Consider the following 18,274-nt stretch of genomic DNA (forward strand, 5'->3'; position numbering starts at 1 on the left):
GATCATCGGACGGGTTGGGCGATGGCGTGTTCGCCGGTGACGGCGGCGGCCGCGGCGAGGGCCTGGCGCGACACGTTCGCGTCGAGCGCCTCGCGCAGGTTGTCGGCGAGCGACGCGATCGCGCGCTCGGTGCCGGCCGTGTCGTGCACGACCTCCTCGGCCAGGCGCTCCAGCTCGCGCACGAGCGCCTCGGGCTGGGCGCGCGACGTCGCCGCGTGGAGCCGCGACTCGGCGAGCTCCGCGCGGAGCGACGCCGCGGTGTTCTCCCGCTCGCGCAGCCACTGCATCGCGCTCCCGTAGTGGCCGACGCCTAACAGGATGAAGTACGCCAGCACGCTCACGAAGATCGCGGTGACGTACGCCTCGGGCCACTGCGGCTGGTCGGCGGGACGCAGCAGCGCGCCGAGCAGCGCGCGCCACGTGAGCGCGTGGGCGAGCGCGACGATCGTCGCGAGCGCGAGGTGCGCGATGGCGCGCCACGGCGCGGTGCGTCCCTCCACCGGGAAGCGTCGCGCGAGCCACACCACGATCGGCGTCGCGACCGCCCACAGCGCCGCGCCGGCGAAGTGCGTCACGAGCACGCGCGGCATCGCCGCCTCCGCGAGCCGCCCGCGCAGCACGAGGTACGCGCGGCTCTGCCCCACCCACGCCGAGCCCCACAGGAACCAGCCGAGGACCGTCGCCGCCGCGGGATGGCGGCGCATCGCCTCGACGACGCGTCCCGCGTCCGGCGCGCCGAACGACGCCGTGCCCGCGTCGTCGTCGCGCGTCGGGCGCCGCGCCGGGATCGACAGCGCCACCGACGTCCCGCCGCTCGGCAGCGCGTCGAGCGTGAGGCGCCACGCGCCGCCGTACAGCGCGGCGAGCCGCTCGCGCACGTTGCGCAGCCCGATGCCGTGCCCCGGGGTGTGCCCCGCCGCGCCGAGGCCCACGCCGTTGTCGCGCACCGCGACGTGCAGCACGCGGTCCTCCACGCGCGCGAGGATCTCGATGCGCCCGCGCGACGACCGGCCCACGAGGCCGTGCTTGATCGCGTTCTCCACGAGCGGCTGCAGCACGAGCCGCGGCACGAGCACGCCGCGCGCCTCGGGGCTCACGAGCTGCTCGATGCGGAGCCAGTCGGCGAACCGAATGCGCTGGATGTCGAGGTACGGCTCGAGCGTCGCGAGCTCCTCGTCGAGCGTGACCTCCTCGCCGCGCCGCTCGGTCGCCGTGCGCAGCAGCGAGGCGAGCTGACGGAGCATGCGCGCCGCCGCCGCGGGCGCCTCGTAGGCGAGCTCCGAGACGGCGCCGAGCGCGTTGAACAGGAAGTGCGGCTGCAGCTGCGCCTCGAGGTACGACAGCCGCGTGCGCGCGAGCTGCGCGCGCAGCACCAGCTCCGCCCGCGTGCGCGCGACGACCGCGTCGTGCGCGCCGAGCACGCGCGTCGCGAGCACGATCGCGCAGTACTGCGCCGCCGTGACGTCGATGAAGTAGAGCCACGTCGCCCAGAACGGCGTCCACGGCGGCATCCCCTCCGCGACGAGCACCAGCCGGCGCGCCATGGAGTCGAGCACGCCCGCCGCGGTGACGCCGGCGAGCACGACGAGGATCCGCGCGACCACCGACATGTGGTTGCCGCGCGGGCGCTCCCACCACGCGACGAGCGGCGTCAGCGCGGTCCACAGCAGCGCGATCGAGCCGTAGAACGGGAGCAGCCGGCGCGGCGGCGGCGCGGACGACGTGGAGCTCACCACCACGCCGTACTCGACGAGCGCGAGCACCACCCATCCGACCGCGGCCCAGCGCAGGCGCCGCGACGTCCAGGTCTGCAGGATCGGGTGTCGGCTCAAGGGCTGAACCAGTAGGTGGCCTTCACCAGGAACACGTTCGTCGGCCGCGTGCGGAAGATCGCGCCGACGTCGCGCCCCGCGTCGAAGTCGCCGACCGCGTCGAAGCCGCTGCGCTGCTGCTGCCACACGACGAACAGCGCGGAGCCTGGACGGTACTCCCACCGGGCCACCGCGTTGCCGCGCAACGAGCGCACGTTGAACGTCGGATCGGGGAAGACGAACGACTTCGCCGGGCCGGCCGCGCCGTCGGGGTCCACCGTGTACGTCCCGTTAGGCGCGCGGTCGATCGTCCCACGGTCGCGGCCGTACACCGCGAAGTCGTACGTCCGCGGCGTCGCGAACTCCTTGAACGCGTCGTAGCGCCCCGCCGACACGAACGGCTGCACGTACGTCTGGAGGCTCAGCGTGCGGGTGAGCGTCCACTCCACGCGCGTGTCGAGCGACAGCGTCTGCTGGTGCAGATCGGCGAACACGTAGCGCGTGCCGTAGGTGCTCGTCGCCGTCGCGTCGCTCACGCCGCGCACGTATTGCGACGTGCCGTACGTCGCGCCGAGCGTCGGGCCGAACGTGAGGTGCAGCGTGGTGGTCGGCCGCGAGTCGACGTACAGGCCGTACGACGCGTTGTGCGCGCCCGACGCGTCGCCGTTGTAGCTCAGGAACGGGTTGAACCACACCGCCTTGCGCGTGTCGTTCGTGACGCTCGCGCTCACGTTCCAGCCCCGCGGCTGCAGCGCGAGCGGCCCGCCGCGCAGCAGCTTGTCGTTGTACCGGTCGGGCTGCACGCCGGCGCGCGCGTTCACGTTCCAGAAGTTGCTCAGCGTGCCGCTCGCGCTCCCGTTCACCGACTGGTAGATCGACGCGCCGCCCCAGTTCCACGCGCTGTTCTGGTACGCGAAGATCGAGCGGGAGCGAAAGTGCTTCGTGGCGCGGTTCGTCGAGTAGCCGTACAGCGCCGACACGGCGCGGTAGTCGACGCGCGAGTGGAAGCCGACGTCGTTGATGTCGAACCCCGGGCTCCCGTCCTGCATGGTGAGGGAGCCGAACCACTCGCCGGTCTTCTGGAGCGCGAGCGCCGAGATGTGCCCGCCGAGCGACGTGCGGCTCGGGTTCACGTCCACGTAGTCGGCGTCGGGCCGCTGATAGTAATGGATGCTGTTGCGCTGGAGGCCCGTGATGACGCTCGCGCTCCCCTGCACGAGGCTCTGCGCGAAGTAGCCGCTGAGGTAGTACTTGCGGCGCTGCCACGAGTGCTCGAAGTCCACGCCGCCGAAGCCGCCGCGGCGCGCGAGCAGCGGCGCGAACACGTCGTCCGAGAGATCGCGGTCGACGCCGGTGAGCATCGCGCCGACGACGGTCTGCCCGCCGCGGAAGTCGCGCCGCACGCGTCCGGCGAAGTAGTCCGCGCGCGGCTCCACCGGGGAGGTGCCCAACGCCCCCGACGGGCTCGCGATGTCGGCCACCTCGCGCGCTGTGACCGCATCGAGCAGTCCCACCGTCCACGGCCCGTGCTTGCCGCTCACCTTCGCCGCGCCGAGGATGCGCGTCTGGTCGGGCGCATCGGCGAACGCGACGCCGGGCCCGTTGCCGGAGAGCGACGGCGGCCGCCCGATGCGGCGCGAGTACAGGAACGTCGCGCCGGCGTAGCTGTTCTGCGACCGGATGTTGCCGAACTGGAAGACGTCGGATCCCTCGAGGAAGAACGGCCGCTTCTCGGGGAAGAACGTCTCGAACGCGGTGAGGTTCACGACCGCGGGATCGACCTCGACCTGCCCGAAGTCGGGGTTGATCGTCGCCGTGAGCGTGAGGCCGCCCGGCAGCCCGTAGCGCACGTCGCCGCCGACGTTGGGCGCCACGTCGGTCGCGTGGAAGAACGGGTTCTGCCGCGAGCCCGGCGCCCGCGTCGCCTTGCTGCTCACGTACGGCACGAGCTCCAGGTGCCGCGCCGTCGGCAGCGCGTCGAGCCCCGTGAGCGTGCCGAACAGCGACACGAAGCCGCCCATCTGCGGCGTCCACGGGGAGAACGAGTCGCGCTCGTTGCGGCGCGCGACGTCGCGCATGACCTGGAAGCCCCACTCGCGCGGCGCGCCCGGCTCCGCGCTCCCATACCGGAGCTGCGACAGCGGGATGCGGTACTCCGCGACCCAGCCGAGCGAGTCGACGCGCGTCGCGCACTCCCACACGGCGTCCCAGTTCACGTCCTCGTTCCCGTCGTTCGACGTGTAGACGTCCTTCTGCACGCCCTTCGGATTGACCGTGAAGCGGAACGCGGTGCGCCGGTCGTGGTAGCTGTCGATGATGACGTGCACCCAGTCGGAGTAGATCTGCGACGCGTCACGCCGCGCGAGCTGCGCGGCGATGGAGTCCGGGTGCGCATCGTACATCCGCGCCCCGACGTAGATCGCCGACTCGTCGAACAGGACCCGCACCGACATCGAGTCCGCGGCGGGCTTTCCCGGCTGCGGCCAGCTCTGGGTGAAGTCGGAGTACGCCGGCGCCGCTGCCCACGCTGCCTCGTCGAGCCTCCCGTCGAGCGTCACGCTCCCCGCGCGGTGGACGGCGCGCAGCGAGGAGGGGGCGGCGACCTCGCCGCCGGCGGTCCGGGCGGCGCGCGGCGCCTGCGCCGGAGCGCCGGAGAAGGGGGTGGCGGCGAGCCCCGCGACGATCGCGGGGACGAGGAGGGGACGGTGCATGCCGGTGGGCGGGGGTGAAAGGCGGGACGGGTCCGGTGGACCGGCGCTGTCGCCGTGACGTCTAGACAGCCGGCCCCCCGGGCGCGTTTCGCCCGCACCCTCCACGGTGCACCCCCGGCGGGACGGAACCAAGCGACTTGTGGCGAGCCGAGGCCCCTGGCGGGCCAGCGGGCTCCCCGCCGTGACGAGCCGTTCGCCGCCTTCCGGGGCTGCGTGGGATCCCTGGTTGATTCGCTAATGGCGCCCGGCGGGGTTATTCACCCAGGGAAGGACTCGCAGGATCCCTGCTCACCGAGGTCGTCATGCTCCAGGCTCCCCGCAGGATCGGCACGGCGCTACTCGCCGTCACCTGCTCGGTCGGCGCCGCAACGGCCGGCGCGCAGGTAGTCACGTACTCCGCCCACGACTCCCATGCCGGCGTCTTGGGGCCGAACTCCTCGGCGGCCCAGCTCAGCTTCCTGAGCGCGACGGGCGGCGCGGTCGGGATGACGTTCGAGTCGGCGCTCCCGACCGGCGTCGGCATCGTCGGCGGCACGATCACCAACGATGCGGTCTGCGCGGCGAGGCTCTGCGGCTTCAACACGACGGCGGGGGGACAGAGCTTCCTGTTCCAGTACGGCCAGTCCGCCACGTTCACGTTCGCGACGCCCATCGACTACTTCGGGGCGTACTTCGGCGGCGTGCAGATGCTGAACAGCATCGAGTTCACCGACGTGCACGGAAACCAGGTCGTGCCGATCCCGTTCTCCCACGAGGCCGGCGGCTCCTTCGTCGGCTTCACGAGCGCCGGCGCGGCGATCTCCTCCGTCACGATCAACGCGCGGGCGAGCGGCACCGGCGACATCATCACGGTGGACGACGTCATCTTCGGCACCCTGGTGACGAGCGTGCCCGAGCCGGCCACGTGGCCCCTCGTGATGAGCGGGTTCGCGGGCCTCGCGCTCCTGGCCGAGCGCCGGCGGCGTCGCGCGTGAGCTGACGCGCCGTGGCGGACGGCAAGGCGCCTACGGCCGCGGCACGCCCGGGCGGCCGTCGGGCGACGTCGTCTCGCCCGGCACCACGGTCCGCACGAGCGCGAGCAGGGCCTCGTGCGGCTCGATCGCCGTGGTGACCCGCACCTCGCCCACGCTCGGCTCGGCGGCGGCGGTGAGATAGGCGGTCGCTTCCCCGCGCGCGTCGGTGCGCACCCCGGCCGGCGCGAATGCCCCCGCGTCGTCGCCGCCGAACGCCACGAGCACGTCGGGGATGCCGCCGCCGAGGGCGTCGGTGACGCGGACCGTCACGGTGTCGGTCTCCCCCGGCCGCCGCGTGGGATGCGGCGCCCGCACCCAGGCGACGCTCGGCGCGAGGTCGCCGCCGCTCTGCAGCTCGATGAGCCACCCCTCGTTCCAGATGTGGCGCATGGCGAGCTGCACCCGCTCACGGCGCTCGTAGCTCCCGCCGCTCGCGAACGCGACCTGATAGGTGAGCTCCGCCGCGACCGCCGCCAGCTCGCCGCTCACCGTCACCCGCTCGGCGACGAAGTGCGGCTGGGAGATGCGCGGGAGGACGTGGGCGTACGCGTCGGTGAGCGCCTGCCGCCCCTGGATCGGCGCCCCGAAGCTCGGGTAGAGGCCGGCCGTCGGCAGATAGAGCCGCGCCACGCCCGCCGCGTCGCGCGCCGCCACCCCCTGCTCCCACTTCCGGAGCGTGGTGTCGATCGCTGCGCGGACGCGGGCGGAGAAGTCGCCCATCGCGTCGGCGGCCTTCGCGCCGGGCAGGATCTGGGCGCCGGCGCGCGCCGGGAGGGCGAAGGCGGAAAGCAGGAGGGCCAGCAGGCTACGACGTGCGAGATGCATCAACGGAAATAAACCGGTCAGGCCGAATCGGTCGACCTTGTTGATACGACCATGCCCGGCCTGTTCGTCACATTCGGCGCATCGAAAACCTTCGACCGCAGAGGACGCAGAGGACGCGGAGGAGAACCATCTCGATCGATTTCCTCCGTGTCCTCCGTGTCCTCCGTGGTTCAACTCGAAGAGGCAGTCCTCTGCGGCCCTCCGCGTCCCTGCGGTTCACTGCCACGCAACCGTCGCAGCGTCATCCGTGTCTACCGGCGAGTCGCTTCACCGACTCGATCGAGGAATCCATGACCGACCTGCGACTCGCCCTCCGCTCGCTCGCCAAGCGTCCGCTGTTCACCGCCACGGCCCTCGTCGCGCTCGCGTTAGGCATCGGCGCCGGCGCCGCGGTGCTCGGCGTCGTGAACGCGGTGCTGCTGCGACCCCTCGCGTACGCCGACCCGTCGCGGCTCGTCGTCGTGCTGCACGGCGGGTCGCGGCCCGTGGCGCCGGCGAACTTCCTCGACTGGCGCCGCGACACGCGGTCGTTCGCGCGCATGGGCGCGGCGGAGATGTGGGGCCCGACCCTCACCGGCGGCACCGCGGCGGAGAAGGTCGCGGCGCTGCGGGTCACCGGCGACGTCTTCCCGCTGCTCGGCGTCGCGCCGCTGCTCGGACGCGCGGTGCGCGCGGGCGACGACGAGCCGGGCGCCGACCACGTCGTCGTGCTGTCGTACGCGCTCTGGCAGCGGCGCTTCGGCGGCGCGCGCTCGGCGCTCGGCGCCACCGTGAGGCTCGACGGCGAGCCGTACACGGTCGTCGGGGTGATGCCGCCGACGTTCCGCTTCGCGCCGTTCTGGGCGACGCGCAGCGAGCTGTGGGCGCCGCTCGCGCTCGGGGCCCGCGCCGAGAGCCGCGGCGGACAGAGCCTGCGCGTGTTCGCGCGGCTCGCGCCGGGCGCGACGCTCGACGCCGCGCGCGCCGACGTCGCCTCGGTGGCCGCGCGACTCGAGCGCGAGTTCCCCGGCACGAACCGCGACGTCGCCGTCGTGCCGCTCACGGAGAAGGTCGTCGGCGACGTGCGACCGATGCTGCTCGTGCTGTCGGGCGCGGTGACGCTCGTGCTGCTCATCGCCGGCGCGAACGTGGCGCACATGCTGCTCGCGCGCGGCAGCGCGCGGGCGCGCGAGATGGCGGTCCGCGGCGCGCTCGGCGCCACCCGCACGGCGCTCGTGCGGCAGCTGCTCGCGGAGAGCGTCGTGCTGGCGGCCGCCGGCGGGGCGCTCGGTCTCGCGTTAGGCGCGGCGGGGGTGCGCGCGCTCGTCGCGCTCGCGCCGGCCGGGCTGCCGCGCGTGGACACGGTGCACCTCGACTGGCGCGTGGCGGTCGCGACGATCGTCGTCGCGCTGCTCACCGGCGTCGCGTGCGGCGTCGTCCCCGCGCTGCGCGGCGCGGCGGACGGCGTGAGCGGCACGCTGCGCGACGGCGCGCGCGGCACGACCGCCGGACGCCGGCAGCATCGCGGGCGGCGCGCGCTCATCGCGTCGGAGTTCGCGCTGTCGTGCGTGCTGCTCGTCGGCGCGGGGCTCATGATCCGCACGGTCGCCGCGATGCAGGCGGTGGATCCCGGCCTCGATCCGCGCGGCGTGCTCACGGCGATCGTGTCGGTCACCGGCTCCGCGGAGGCGACGCCGGGGCGCCGCGCGGCGTTCTACGAGGGTCTCGTGGCGCGGCTCGCCGCGCTCCCCGGCGTGCGCGCGGCGGGCGCGATCAACCACGTGCCGCTCGCCGGCGACGAGTGGGGGATGCACGTCACCGCCGAGGGCCGCCCCGTCGCGCCGGGCGTCGAGGCGCCGACGGCGACGTTCCGCGTGATCCTCCCCGGCTACCTCCGCGCGATGGGCATCCGCGTGCGCGAGGGGCGCGACGTCGCCGCCACCGACCGCGTCGGCGCGACCGAGGTGGTGGTGGTGAACGAGGCGCTCGCGCGCCGGCTGTGGCCGGGCGAGAGCGCGTTAGGCAAGCGCCTCACGCTCGACGGGCCGGAGGACCACCCGCCGACGCGCACCGTGGTGGGCGTGGTGCGCGACGTCGTGCGCGGCGAGTGGACGGAGGGGCCGCAGCCGGAGGCGTACGTGCCATTCCTCCAGAGCGAGTCGTACCTGGAGCGCCCGTCCGGCGCGTTCTCGGCGATGTCGATCGTCGTGAAGACCGACGGGGACCCGGCGCGCCTCGCGCCCGCGCTCCGCGCCGCCGTCGCGTCGGTCGACCGCGACCTGCCGGTGTCGGAGGTGCAGACGATGGAGCGCATCGTCGCCGACGCGACGGCGCGCCCCCGCTTCGTGCTCGTGCTGCTCGGCGCGTTCGCCGCGGTCGCCGCGCTGCTCGCCGCGGTGGGCCTCTACGGCGTCACGAGCTACGCCGTGTCGCGGCGCGTGCGCGAGATCGGCGTGCGCGTCGCGCTCGGCGCGGCCCGCGGCCGCGTGGTGCGCCTCGTGCTCGGCGAGGCGCTCGGCCTCGTCGCGTTAGGCATCGCGTTGGGCACCCTCGGCGCGCTCGCGGCCGCGCGGCTCATGGCGGGGCTGCTGTTCGGCGTCGGCGCCGCGGATCCGCTCACGTTCGTCGGCGTGCCGGTGCTGCTCTCGATCGTCGCGCTCGCGGCCGCGCTCGGCCCCACACGCCGCGCGACGGCCGTGGCGCCGACGGTAGCGCTGAGGGCCGAGTAGGGAGCGGAGATGCTCGGGACTCGGGACTCGGGACTCGGCACTCGGGTCGGATGGCACTCGCTCCGCTCGTGCCTTCATGAAAGAAAGCGAGCGTAGCGAGCACACCGCAAAGAAAGCGAGCGTAGCGAGCACACCGCCCCGAGTCCCGAGTCCCGAGTCCCGAGTCCCGAGTCCCGAGTCCCGAGCACCCATCTTAATCGGACCGCAGCGCCTCCGTCGGCGCGACGGTCGTCGCGCGGCGCGTCGGCAGCCACACCGCCGCCGCCGCGGCGCCCATCAACGCCGCGCACACGACCGCGAACGCCGCCGGGTCTGTCGCGCTGACGCCGAACAGCATCGTCGTGAGCAGCCGCGTCGTCGCGAACGCGCCGACGAGGCCGACCGCGAGCCCGAACGCCACCGGCGTCATTCCCTGCCGCAGGACGAGCCGCGCGACGTCGCCCGCGCGCGCGCCGAGCGCCACGCGCACGCCGAGCTCCCGCGTGCGCTGTCCCACGCTCAGCGACACCACGCCGTACACGCCGACCGCCGCGAGCACCAGCGCCGTGCCCGCGAACGCCGCGAACAGCAGCGAGTAGAGCCGCGGCTCGGCGACCGCGTCGGCGACGAGCGTGTCGAGCGTGCGCTCCTGGAACACCGGGATCTCCGGGTCGAGCGCGGCCACCTGCGCGGCCATCGCCTTGCGCAGCCCGGGCGTGACCTCGCCACGCACGGCGTACATCATCCCGGTCATCGGGAACTGCATCTCCGGGAAGTACGCCTCGGGGCGCGGGTCGGCGCGCAGGCCGTCTCCGTGCACGTCGCCGACGACGCCGACGACGATGCCGCCCACGCGCTCGCGCGCCGAGTCCGGGCCGACGCGCATCCCGATCGAGAAGCGCCGACCGATCGGGTCCTGCCCCGGCCACAGGCGGCGCGCGAGCGTCTCGTTCACCACCACCACACGCGGCGCGGACGCGTCGTCGGTGCGCTCGATCGCGCGGCCGCGCACCACGCGCATGCCGACCGCGCGGAAGTAGCCGTCGGTGATCATGCGCACCGACGTGCTGCGCTCCTTGCCGCTGGGCTCCGGCACGCCGTCCAGCTCGTGCAGCGTGATCGTGTAGCTCATGCCGCTGAGCGGTAGACCCATCGTCGCGCCCACCGCGCGCACGCCGGGGAGCGCGCGGATGCGATCGGTGAGCTCGCGGTAGAACTGCGCCACGCGCGCGCCCTCGTAGCGGGCGTCGGGGAGCGATACCGAGAACGTCCACACGCCGTTCGGATCGAAGCCGACGTCGACCTGGCGCAGGCGCAGGAAGCTCTCGCCGAGCAGCGCCGCGCCGCTCAACAGGAGCGTCGTGATCGCGATCTGCGCGACGACGAGCGAGCCACGCAGCCGCGACCCCCAGTGCCGACCCGGCCGGCCGCGCGCCCCGACCGGCGTCGCCGCGCGGAGCACCGTCGCGATGTCGCGCAGCCGCGACGCGCTGAGCGCCGGCAGCACGCCGAACACGAACGCCGTCAGCAGCGCGACGCCGAGCGCGAACAGCAGCACCGGCCCGTCCACGCGCGACTCCGCCAGCGTCGGGCGGGCGGCGCGGAGCGTCGCGTCGAGCAGATGCGTGCCCCACCACGCGAGCGCCACGCCCGCCATCGCGCCGACGAACGAGAGGATCACCGCCTCGCTCATGACCGCGCCGGCGAGTCGCCCGCGTCCCGCGCCGAGCGCCGCGCGCACCACGCGGTCGCGCTCGTGCCGCGTGGCGCGCACGAGCAGCAGGTTCGCCACGTTCGCGCACGCGAGCAGCAGCAGCAGCCCCACGGCACCCAGCAGCACGATGAGCGCGGGCCGCACGTCGCCCACCGTCGCGTCGCGCAGCGAGCGCACGAGCGCGCTCTCGTCGGTGTTCTGCTCCGGGTACGCGGCGGCGAGCCGCGCGTGGATCGCCGCGAGCTCCGCGTTCGCGCGCTCCACTGCGGCGCCGGGCTTCAGTCGGCCGGTGACCGACAGCCAGTGCGCCCCGCGCTGCGTCGCGAGGTCCTGCTCGGAGAACGCGAGCGGCACCCAGAGCTGGGAGTGCTCCGGGAAGTCGAAGCCGTCGGGCATGACGCCGACGACGACGCGCGATTCCCCGTCGAGCCGGATGGTGTGCCCGATCACGTGCGCATCGCTGCCGAAGCGGCGCGCCCACAGCCGGTGGCCGAGCATTACGGCCTTCGGCCCATGGTACGCCGTCTCCGCGGCGTTGAACGCGCGGCCCAGCTCCGGCTTCACGCCCATCACGGAGAAGAACCCCGCCGTCACGTACGACATCGCGAGCTGCTCCGCGGGCCCGTCGCTCGTCAGCGCACCGGTGCCGGTGCCCGACGCGGCGAGGTCCATCGTGCGCGAGGTGCGCTGCCAGTCGGCGAAGTTCGACGGCGACACCGTCATCGGGGTCCCGCGCTTGAACTCCGCGGCGTCGACGAGCCGTCCCGCGTCGGGGAACGGCAACGGGCGGAGCAGCGCCGAGTACGCGACGCTGAACACCGCCGTGGTGGCGCCGATGCCTAACGCGAGCGTGAGCCCGGAGAGCAGCGCGAACGCGGGCGCTCGGCGCAGGCGCCGGGCGGCGTGTCGGAGGTCGGTGGCGAGCATGGTGAGCATCGGATCTCCGGTGCGGCGCGCGCGCGGCGTCGGGCGGCGCCAGGGAAGACGGAGGAGCGCGACCCCGGTGTCGCGCCAGAAGGCGTGCCGAGCGCGGCGCGGTCCGTCGCGCGCGAGTCGGTCGTCGAACAGCTCCAGCAGATCGCCGAGGTACGGCTCCAGCGCCGCCGCGTCGACCACGGCGCGCAGCAGCCGTTGGGCGGTGCGCGGCGCGTCGGGGCGCGGCGGGCCGGCACGCGTCTCGTTAGGCGCGCTCACGGCGCGTCCCACCCCGCGACCAGCCCCTGCGCGAGCTGGCGGAGTGCGCCGAGCGCGTCGCGCACCGCGCGGCGGCCGGCGGGTGTCACGGTGAAGTAGCGCTTGCGCCGCCCACCGCGCTGCGGCGTCGGCTCGCCGAACCGCGACACGACGAAGCCTTTCGCCTCCAGGCGCGTGAGCGTCGTGTGCACGGTGGCGAGCGTCGGCGAGCGGCCGGTCGCGCGCTCGATCTCGGCGAGCACCGGGACGCCGTACGCCTCGTCGCCGCAGCGCATGACGGCGAGCAGGACGAGCTGTTCGAGCTCTCCGAGCAAACGAGTCTCCTTTTATCGACTTTGTCGAAGATATGACGGGGTCGGACGCTCGCAAGTTTCACCGACGCGCGACGCGGCATGCTGGACAAGCCATTCGTCACATACGAGCCTTGGGGCCACCGCCCACGCCCGAGGCCTCCGTGCGCCGCCGCTTCGCCCTGCTCGCTCTCGTCGCCGCCCAGGCGCACGCACAGCCCGCCGCGCCGCTGCGCGTCATCCGCGCGACCCCCGCCGGCGATGCCGCGCCGAGCGCCGAGATCGCGGTCACGTTCGACCGCCCCGTCGCCGGCTCGCTGGATCGCACCGTGGATCCCGCGACCGTGCTGCGCGTCGAGCCCGCGGTGCGCGGACGGCTCGAGTGGCGCGATCCCGTCACCGTGCGACTCGTCCCGTCGGAGATGCTCGCGCCGGGCACGCGCTACGCCGTCACGGTCTCCACCGCGTTCCGCGCGATGGACGGCAGCGCGCTCGCCGAGCCGTATCGCTTCTCCTTCCGCGCGCAGGGCCCCACGCTGCTCGGCGGCAGCCCGGTCGCCGCGGACGACCACCCGCGCGTCACGACGACGCAGCGGTTCGAGCTCGTGTACTCGGCGCCCGTGGATCTCGAGAAGCTCTCCGGCGCCGCGTTCGCGGAGTTCCGGGCGTCGTGCGCCGGCGGGCGGCGCATCGTCAGGCTCCGCGCGGCCGCGCAGCGACGCGTGCGCGACGACGACCCGTGGCGGCTGCGGGAGGCCGGCGGCTACCAGCGCGACCACAAGCTCGACTCGCTGCGACGCGTCGTGCAGCTCGCCCCCGAGTCGGCGATGCCGCGCGGCTGCGTCGGCGATCTCGTCGTGCCCGCGGAGATCGAGGACGAGCGGCTGCGCGATCCCGCGCGGTGGCCGTTCGAGACGTACGGCGACTTCCGCGTCGCGACGGTGGAGTGCGGCGGCGGCGACTTCTGCCCGACCGGTCCGCTGCGCGTGACGTTCGCCACGCCGGTGCGCGGCGCCGAGGTGCTGCGCCGCGTGAAGCTCCTTCCGGCCGTGCCGTTCGCGGTGCGCGACACGGCGAGCGAGTCGACGACGTGGACGCTCGAGGGACGGCTCGTGCCGCACACCGTGTACGCGGTCGTCGTCGACACCGCGATGCGCGACGTCTTCGGCCAGCCGCTGCGCGGCAATCCCGCCGCCGCGTACCGCACCACGGGCTACGCACCGTCGGTGACGTACGCCTACGGCCGACTGCTCGTCGAGCGTGCCGGCTTCCGCACGCTCGCCGTGCAGCACGTCAACGTCGACACGCTCGTCGCCACCATCGCCGCGGTGCCCGACTCGCTGGAGGCACGCGTGCTCCGCCGCGTGAGCTGGGGCGACGACAGCGTGTGGTCCACGCTCGCGCGGCGCGCCGTCAGGCAGCGCGTGCCGCTGCGCGCCGCGCGCGACCGCGCGATGCTCACCGGCATCCGGCTGCCGGCGCCCGACGCCACGACGCGCGCACCCACGCTCTACGCGATCAAGGTCGCGGGTCGCTCGACCACGAAGGACACCGTCGCCGACGGGCCGCTCGCGCTCGTGCAGGTCACCGACCTCGGTGTGCACACGCGGTTGGGCACCACCGAAGCGGCAGTGTGGGTCACCGGCGTGCGCGACGGGCTGCCGCGCGCCGGCGCCGCGGTCACGCTGTTCGACGTGCGCGGCCGCCGGCTCGGCGCCGCGCGCACCGACGCGCGCGGGCTCGCCCGCCTAACGGGTCTGCCTCGCGACCCGTCCGGTGGCGAGGCGGACGACGACGAGCGGGGCGACCTCGAGGGCTTCGTCACCGTGACGCTGGGCGACGACCGCGCGGTCGCGTCGGTGAGCCGCTACGACCCCGACCTCTCGCCGTGGCGCTTCGACGTGAGCGGTGCGTGGGGCGCCGAGCGGCTGCCGCTCGCCGGCGCGGTGTTCACCGAGCGCGGGATCTACCGGCCGGGAGAGCGCGTGTACGCGAAGGCCATCGTCCGCGACGGCGCGCTGGGCAGTCTGCGCGTGCCGCAGCGTGGCGACTCCGTGAAGTGGATCTTCCACGACCGCGAGGACGGCGTGCTCCGTGCGCACACCGCCGCGCTCTCCGCGTTCGGCACGGCCGATCTCTCGGTCGACGTGCCCGCGCTCGCGCCGGTCGGCAGCTACCGCGTCGAGATCCAGGCGCGGCGGCAGGGGCAGTGGCAGTCGTTCGCCGAGTCGCGCTACCGCGTGGCGGAGTACCGGCCGCCGGAGTTCCTCGTCGATCTCGCCGCCGACAGCGGCGCGAAGCGACCCGGCGATCGCCTGACGGTGAACGTGCAGGCGCGCTACCTGTTCGGCGCTCCCATGGCGCGTGCCGACGTGACGTGGACCGCGCGACGGACGCCGGTGTCGTCGTGGGAGCTCGAGATCCCGGGGCTCGACGGCTGGTACGTCGGCGACGCGGACAACTGGTGGGAGGACGCGCCGGAGCCCGACTCCGACGTGTTCGCGAGCGGCGTCGACACGCTCGACGCACGCGGCGCGCGCAGCCTGACGGTCACGCTTCCCGCGCCGGCGAAGGGCCGCCCCGCGCGCGTCACGCTCGACGCGACGGTCACCGACGTGAACCGGCAGGTCGTCGGCGCGAGCGCGACGGCGCTCGTGCATCCGGCCGACTTCTACGTCGCCGCGCGGCCGAACGGCGCGAGCTACTTCTGGCAGGGCGGCGTACCGCAGTCGGTCGGCGTGCTCGCCGTGCGGCCGAACGGGGAGAAGGTGAGCGGCGTGCGCGTGCGCGGCGCGGTCGTGCGGCGCGAGTGGCACCGCGTGCGCCGCGAGCGCGACGGCGTTTCCGAGCTGGTCGGCGAGTGGGTGGCGGACACGGTCGCGCGGTGCGCGATCACCACGGCGGAGGCGCCTAACGCCTGCGCGTTCACCCCGAAGGAGGGCGGCATCTACGTCGTCTCGTTCACCGCCACCGACGCCGCGGGGCGCCGCGCGTCCACCAGCTTCCAGCGCTGGGCGGCCGGCAAGGAGTGGGTGCCGTGGAGCGACGAGACGCAGTTCAAGATGGACGTCATTCCCGACCGGCAGCGCTACTCCGTGGGCGACACGGCGACGGTGCTGTTCGCGTCGCCGTTCACGAACGCGGAAGCGTGGATCACCGTCGAGCGCGAGGGGCTCATCGAGCAGCGGCGGCTGCGCATCACGAGCGGCTCGACGACGCTGAAGTTCCCCATCACCGAGGCGTACGCGCCGAACGCGTTCGTGTCCATCATCGTCGCGCGCGGCCGCTCGGCGCCGCCCGGCCCCGTCGACGATCCCGGGCGTCCGACGATCCGCGTCGGGTACGCGGAGCTGCGCGTCACGCCGGAGGTGAAGCGCCTCGCGGTCGCCGTGAAGCCGTTAGGCGCCGAGTACCGACCGGGCGACACGGCGCGCGTCGCGCTCCATGTCGCGGACGCACGTGCGCGCGGCGTGCGGAGCGAGGTCACGCTGTGGGCGGTGGACGAGGGCGTGCTCGCGCTCACCGCCTACCGGACGCCGGATCCGATCGACCTCGTGTACCAGGCGCGCGGGCTCGGCATGCGCCTGGCCAGCAACATGACGAACGTCGCGCCGCAGGTGCCCGAGGGAGAGAAGGGCAAGCGTGAGGCCGGCGGCGGCGGCGGCGCGGCGGGCGCCGACGTGCTGCGCTCGCGCTTCCAGACGACGGCGTTCTTCCTCGGCTCGGTCGTGACCGACGCGAACGGCGACGCGGTCGCCACCGCGAAGCTCCCCGACAACCTCACCACGTTCCGCGTCATGGCCGTCGCCGTGACCGCGGGCGACCGCTACGGCAGCGGCGACGCGTCGCTGCTCGTCACCCGCCCGCTGCTCGCACGTCAGGCGCTGCCACGGTTCGTGCGGCCGGGCGACGAGTTCGTCGCGGGCGCGGTGGTCAACCGGCGCGACGGCCGCGCGTCGAGCGTGCGCGTGCGCGCCACCGCCACCGGCGTGGCGCTGCGCGGCGACGCCGAGCGCACGGTGACGCTCGCCGCCGGCCGCGGGAGCGACGTGCGCTTCCCGTTCCGCCTCGACCGCCGCACCGTGGCCGACGACAGCGCGACGTTCCGCTTCGACGTGAGCGGCGACGGGGACGCGGACGCGGTGCGCGTCGCGCTGCCGGTGAAGCCCGACTACCATCCGCGCGCGTTCGTCGCGTCGGGCGTGCTGCGCGACACCGCGACGGTGGATCTGCGACTGCCCGCCGGCATCGACCCGGCGCGGTCTCGCGTCACGCTCACCGTCGGCGGATCGCCGCTGGCGACCATTCGCGGCATCGCGCGCCAGCTCCGCGTCTACCCGTACGACTGCACGGAGCAGGTGACGAGCGAGGCGCTGCCGATCCTCGCGCTCCACCGCGCCCGTCCGAGCGACACGACACGTCGCGAGATCGCGCGTGCGGTCGACGTCATCAGCCGCCGCCAGCGCGGCGACGGCGGCATCGGCTACTGGTCGAGCACCGACTGGACGAGCGCGTGGCTCAGCGCGTACGCGGGGCTCGTGCTCGTCGAGGCGCGCGACGCCGGCGTGCGCGTGGACTCGGCGGTGTTAGGCAGGCTCGCCGCGTACGTCGTCGCGGACCTCAAGGGCACCGGCGCGCCGCAGTTCACCCCCGTCGCGAACCGCCATCCGCAGCGCCTCGTGCGGCTGAGCGACCAGGTCGCGGCGGTGGACTTCCTGAGTCGCTACGGCCGCCCCGACGCCGCGGCCGAGAACTCGCTGCTGCGCAACGCCGCGCAGTTGGGCACCGAGGACCGCGCGCGGCTGGCCGAGGTGCTCGCCCGCCGCGGCCAGCTCCCCGTCGCGCGCCGGCTGCTCGAGCCGACGTGGCGCCTCGTGCAGGTGGAGGGGCGGCGCGCCGTGCTCCCGGAGTCGACGACGACGCTGTACTTCGAGTCGACGGTGCGCCCCGTCGCGCGGCTGCTCACCGCGACGCTCGCCGTCGAGCCGGAGCACGCGCTCATCGGGCCGCTCGTCGAGACGCTCGCGCAGCAGGGGCGCGCGACGGAGCCGTGGAACACACAGGACTACGCGAGCGCCGTCTCCGCGCTCGCCGCGTACGACCGCGCGCGGAGGGCGTTGGGCGGCGACCGGCCGGTCCAGGTGCGGGATGCGCGCGGCCGCGTCGCGCTGCGCGCCGAGCCGCAGCGCGACTCCACCGTGCCGCTCGCCGGCCTGCTCGCCGGACCGCCTAACGATCCGCGGCTCGCCGCGCGGCTCGATGCCGGCGCGGGCGACGCGCCGGTGTACTGGTACGTCACCGTCACCGAGGTGCCCACCGCACCGCCGGTGACGCCGGAGGACCGCGGGATCCAGGTGGAGCGCTGGTACGAGCGCTACCCGGCCGGTGGCCCGGTGACGCGCATGGCCGAGGGCGATCTCGTGCGCGTGCGGCTCCGCATCACCGTGCCGAACACGCGCCAGTTCGTCGTCCTCGACGACGCGCTCCCCGCCGGGCTCGAGGCGGTGGACCTCAGCCTGCGCACCGCGTCGTCGATGCCCGGACCGGGCGCGGCGCCTGACGACGCGCGCGGGTCCGACCAGCCCGACGCGCCGCAGTGGGGCTACGGCCGCTGGGACGCCGGCTGGTGGTCCCCGTTCGACCACGAGGAGATCCGCGACGACCGCGTGGTGTACTCGGCCAGCGTGCTGTGGCCGGGCACCTACACGGCCACGTACATCGCGCGCGCGACGACCGCCGGCACGTTCGTCCGACCGCCGGCGCACGCCGAGGAGATGTACAACCCCGGCGTGCACGGTCGCAGCGACGGGGGAACGTTCGTGGTGACGGAGAAGCGGCCGTGACGGTGCTCGGCGGGTTCGTCCGCAGATTACGCATATTACGCAGATTGCGTGGATCGCCTGTTCCGTTAGGCACAAAGGACGGTCGGCATGGTCTGCGCAATCTGCGTAGTCTGCGGATCGTCGTTGCCGTTGCCGTTCCTGTCGCCGCCGCGACCTGGATCGCCTGGCCGCTGCCCGACGATCTCC

At 74.3% G+C, this 18,274-nt stretch carries 8 protein-coding genes; 3 read left to right on the forward strand and 5 right to left on the reverse strand.

Annotated elements, in window-relative coordinates; genetic code table 11:
- Positions 1–2: 2 nt before the first annotated feature.
- Together J421_RS31150 and J421_RS31155 are read right to left on the reverse strand one after the other, a co-directional pair.
- A complete protein-coding gene (locus J421_RS31150) occupies positions 3–1,832 on the reverse strand; it encodes a sensor histidine kinase (protein ID WP_025415048.1) in 1,830 nt (609 codons plus the stop codon).
- On the reverse strand, positions 1,829–4,522 hold the full coding sequence (locus tag J421_RS31155; RefSeq protein ID WP_025415049.1) for a DUF5916 domain-containing protein: 2,694 nt from the start codon (positions 4,520–4,522) through the stop codon (positions 1,829–1,831). Before J421_RS31155 ends, J421_RS31150 begins: the two co-directional genes overlap by 4 nt.
- Before the next feature lie 302 nt (positions 4,523–4,824).
- On the opposite strand from J421_RS31155, the gene J421_RS31165 reads away from it, so the two are divergent.
- A complete protein-coding gene (locus J421_RS31165) occupies positions 4,825–5,496 on the forward strand; it encodes a PEP-CTERM sorting domain-containing protein (protein ID WP_025415050.1) in 672 nt (223 codons plus the stop codon).
- 30 nt (positions 5,497–5,526) lie between these two features.
- On the opposite strand, the gene J421_RS31170 is transcribed toward J421_RS31165, so the two are convergent.
- Positions 5,527–6,360, reverse strand: a complete 834-nt coding sequence (locus J421_RS31170) for a nuclear transport factor 2 family protein (protein WP_025415051.1) — start codon at positions 6,358–6,360, stop codon at positions 5,527–5,529.
- Positions 6,361–6,650: 290 nt separating this feature from the next.
- Here J421_RS31170 and J421_RS31175 point away from each other — a divergent pair, with 290 nt between their 5' ends.
- Positions 6,651–9,068: an ABC transporter permease gene (locus J421_RS31175; protein ID WP_025415052.1), complete on the forward strand. Its 2,418-nt coding sequence runs from the start codon at positions 6,651–6,653 to the stop codon at positions 9,066–9,068.
- Positions 9,069–9,261: 193 nt separating this feature from the next.
- On the opposite strand, the gene J421_RS31180 is transcribed toward J421_RS31175, so the two are convergent.
- On the reverse strand, positions 9,262–11,955 hold the full coding sequence (locus tag J421_RS31180; RefSeq protein ID WP_148306659.1) for an ABC transporter permease: 2,694 nt from the start codon (positions 11,953–11,955) through the stop codon (positions 9,262–9,264).
- A complete protein-coding gene (locus J421_RS31185; protein WP_025415054.1) occupies positions 11,952–12,269 on the reverse strand; it encodes a PadR family transcriptional regulator in 318 nt (105 codons plus the stop codon). Before J421_RS31185 ends, J421_RS31180 begins: the two co-directional genes overlap by 4 nt.
- A gap of 140 nt (positions 12,270–12,409) precedes the next feature.
- On the opposite strand from J421_RS31185, the gene J421_RS31190 reads away from it, so the two are divergent.
- Positions 12,410–18,088 (forward strand): Ig-like domain-containing alpha-2-macroglobulin family protein, encoded by a 5,679-nt coding sequence (locus tag J421_RS31190; protein WP_025415055.1) that lies wholly within the window; start codon positions 12,410–12,412, stop codon positions 18,086–18,088.
- Positions 18,089–18,274: the final 186 nt, after the last annotated feature.

Origin of the sequence: Gemmatirosa kalamazoonensis, assembly GCF_000522985.1 — a bacterium.
Classification (GTDB): Bacteria; Gemmatimonadota; Gemmatimonadetes; order Gemmatimonadales; family Gemmatimonadaceae; genus Gemmatirosa; species Gemmatirosa kalamazoonensis.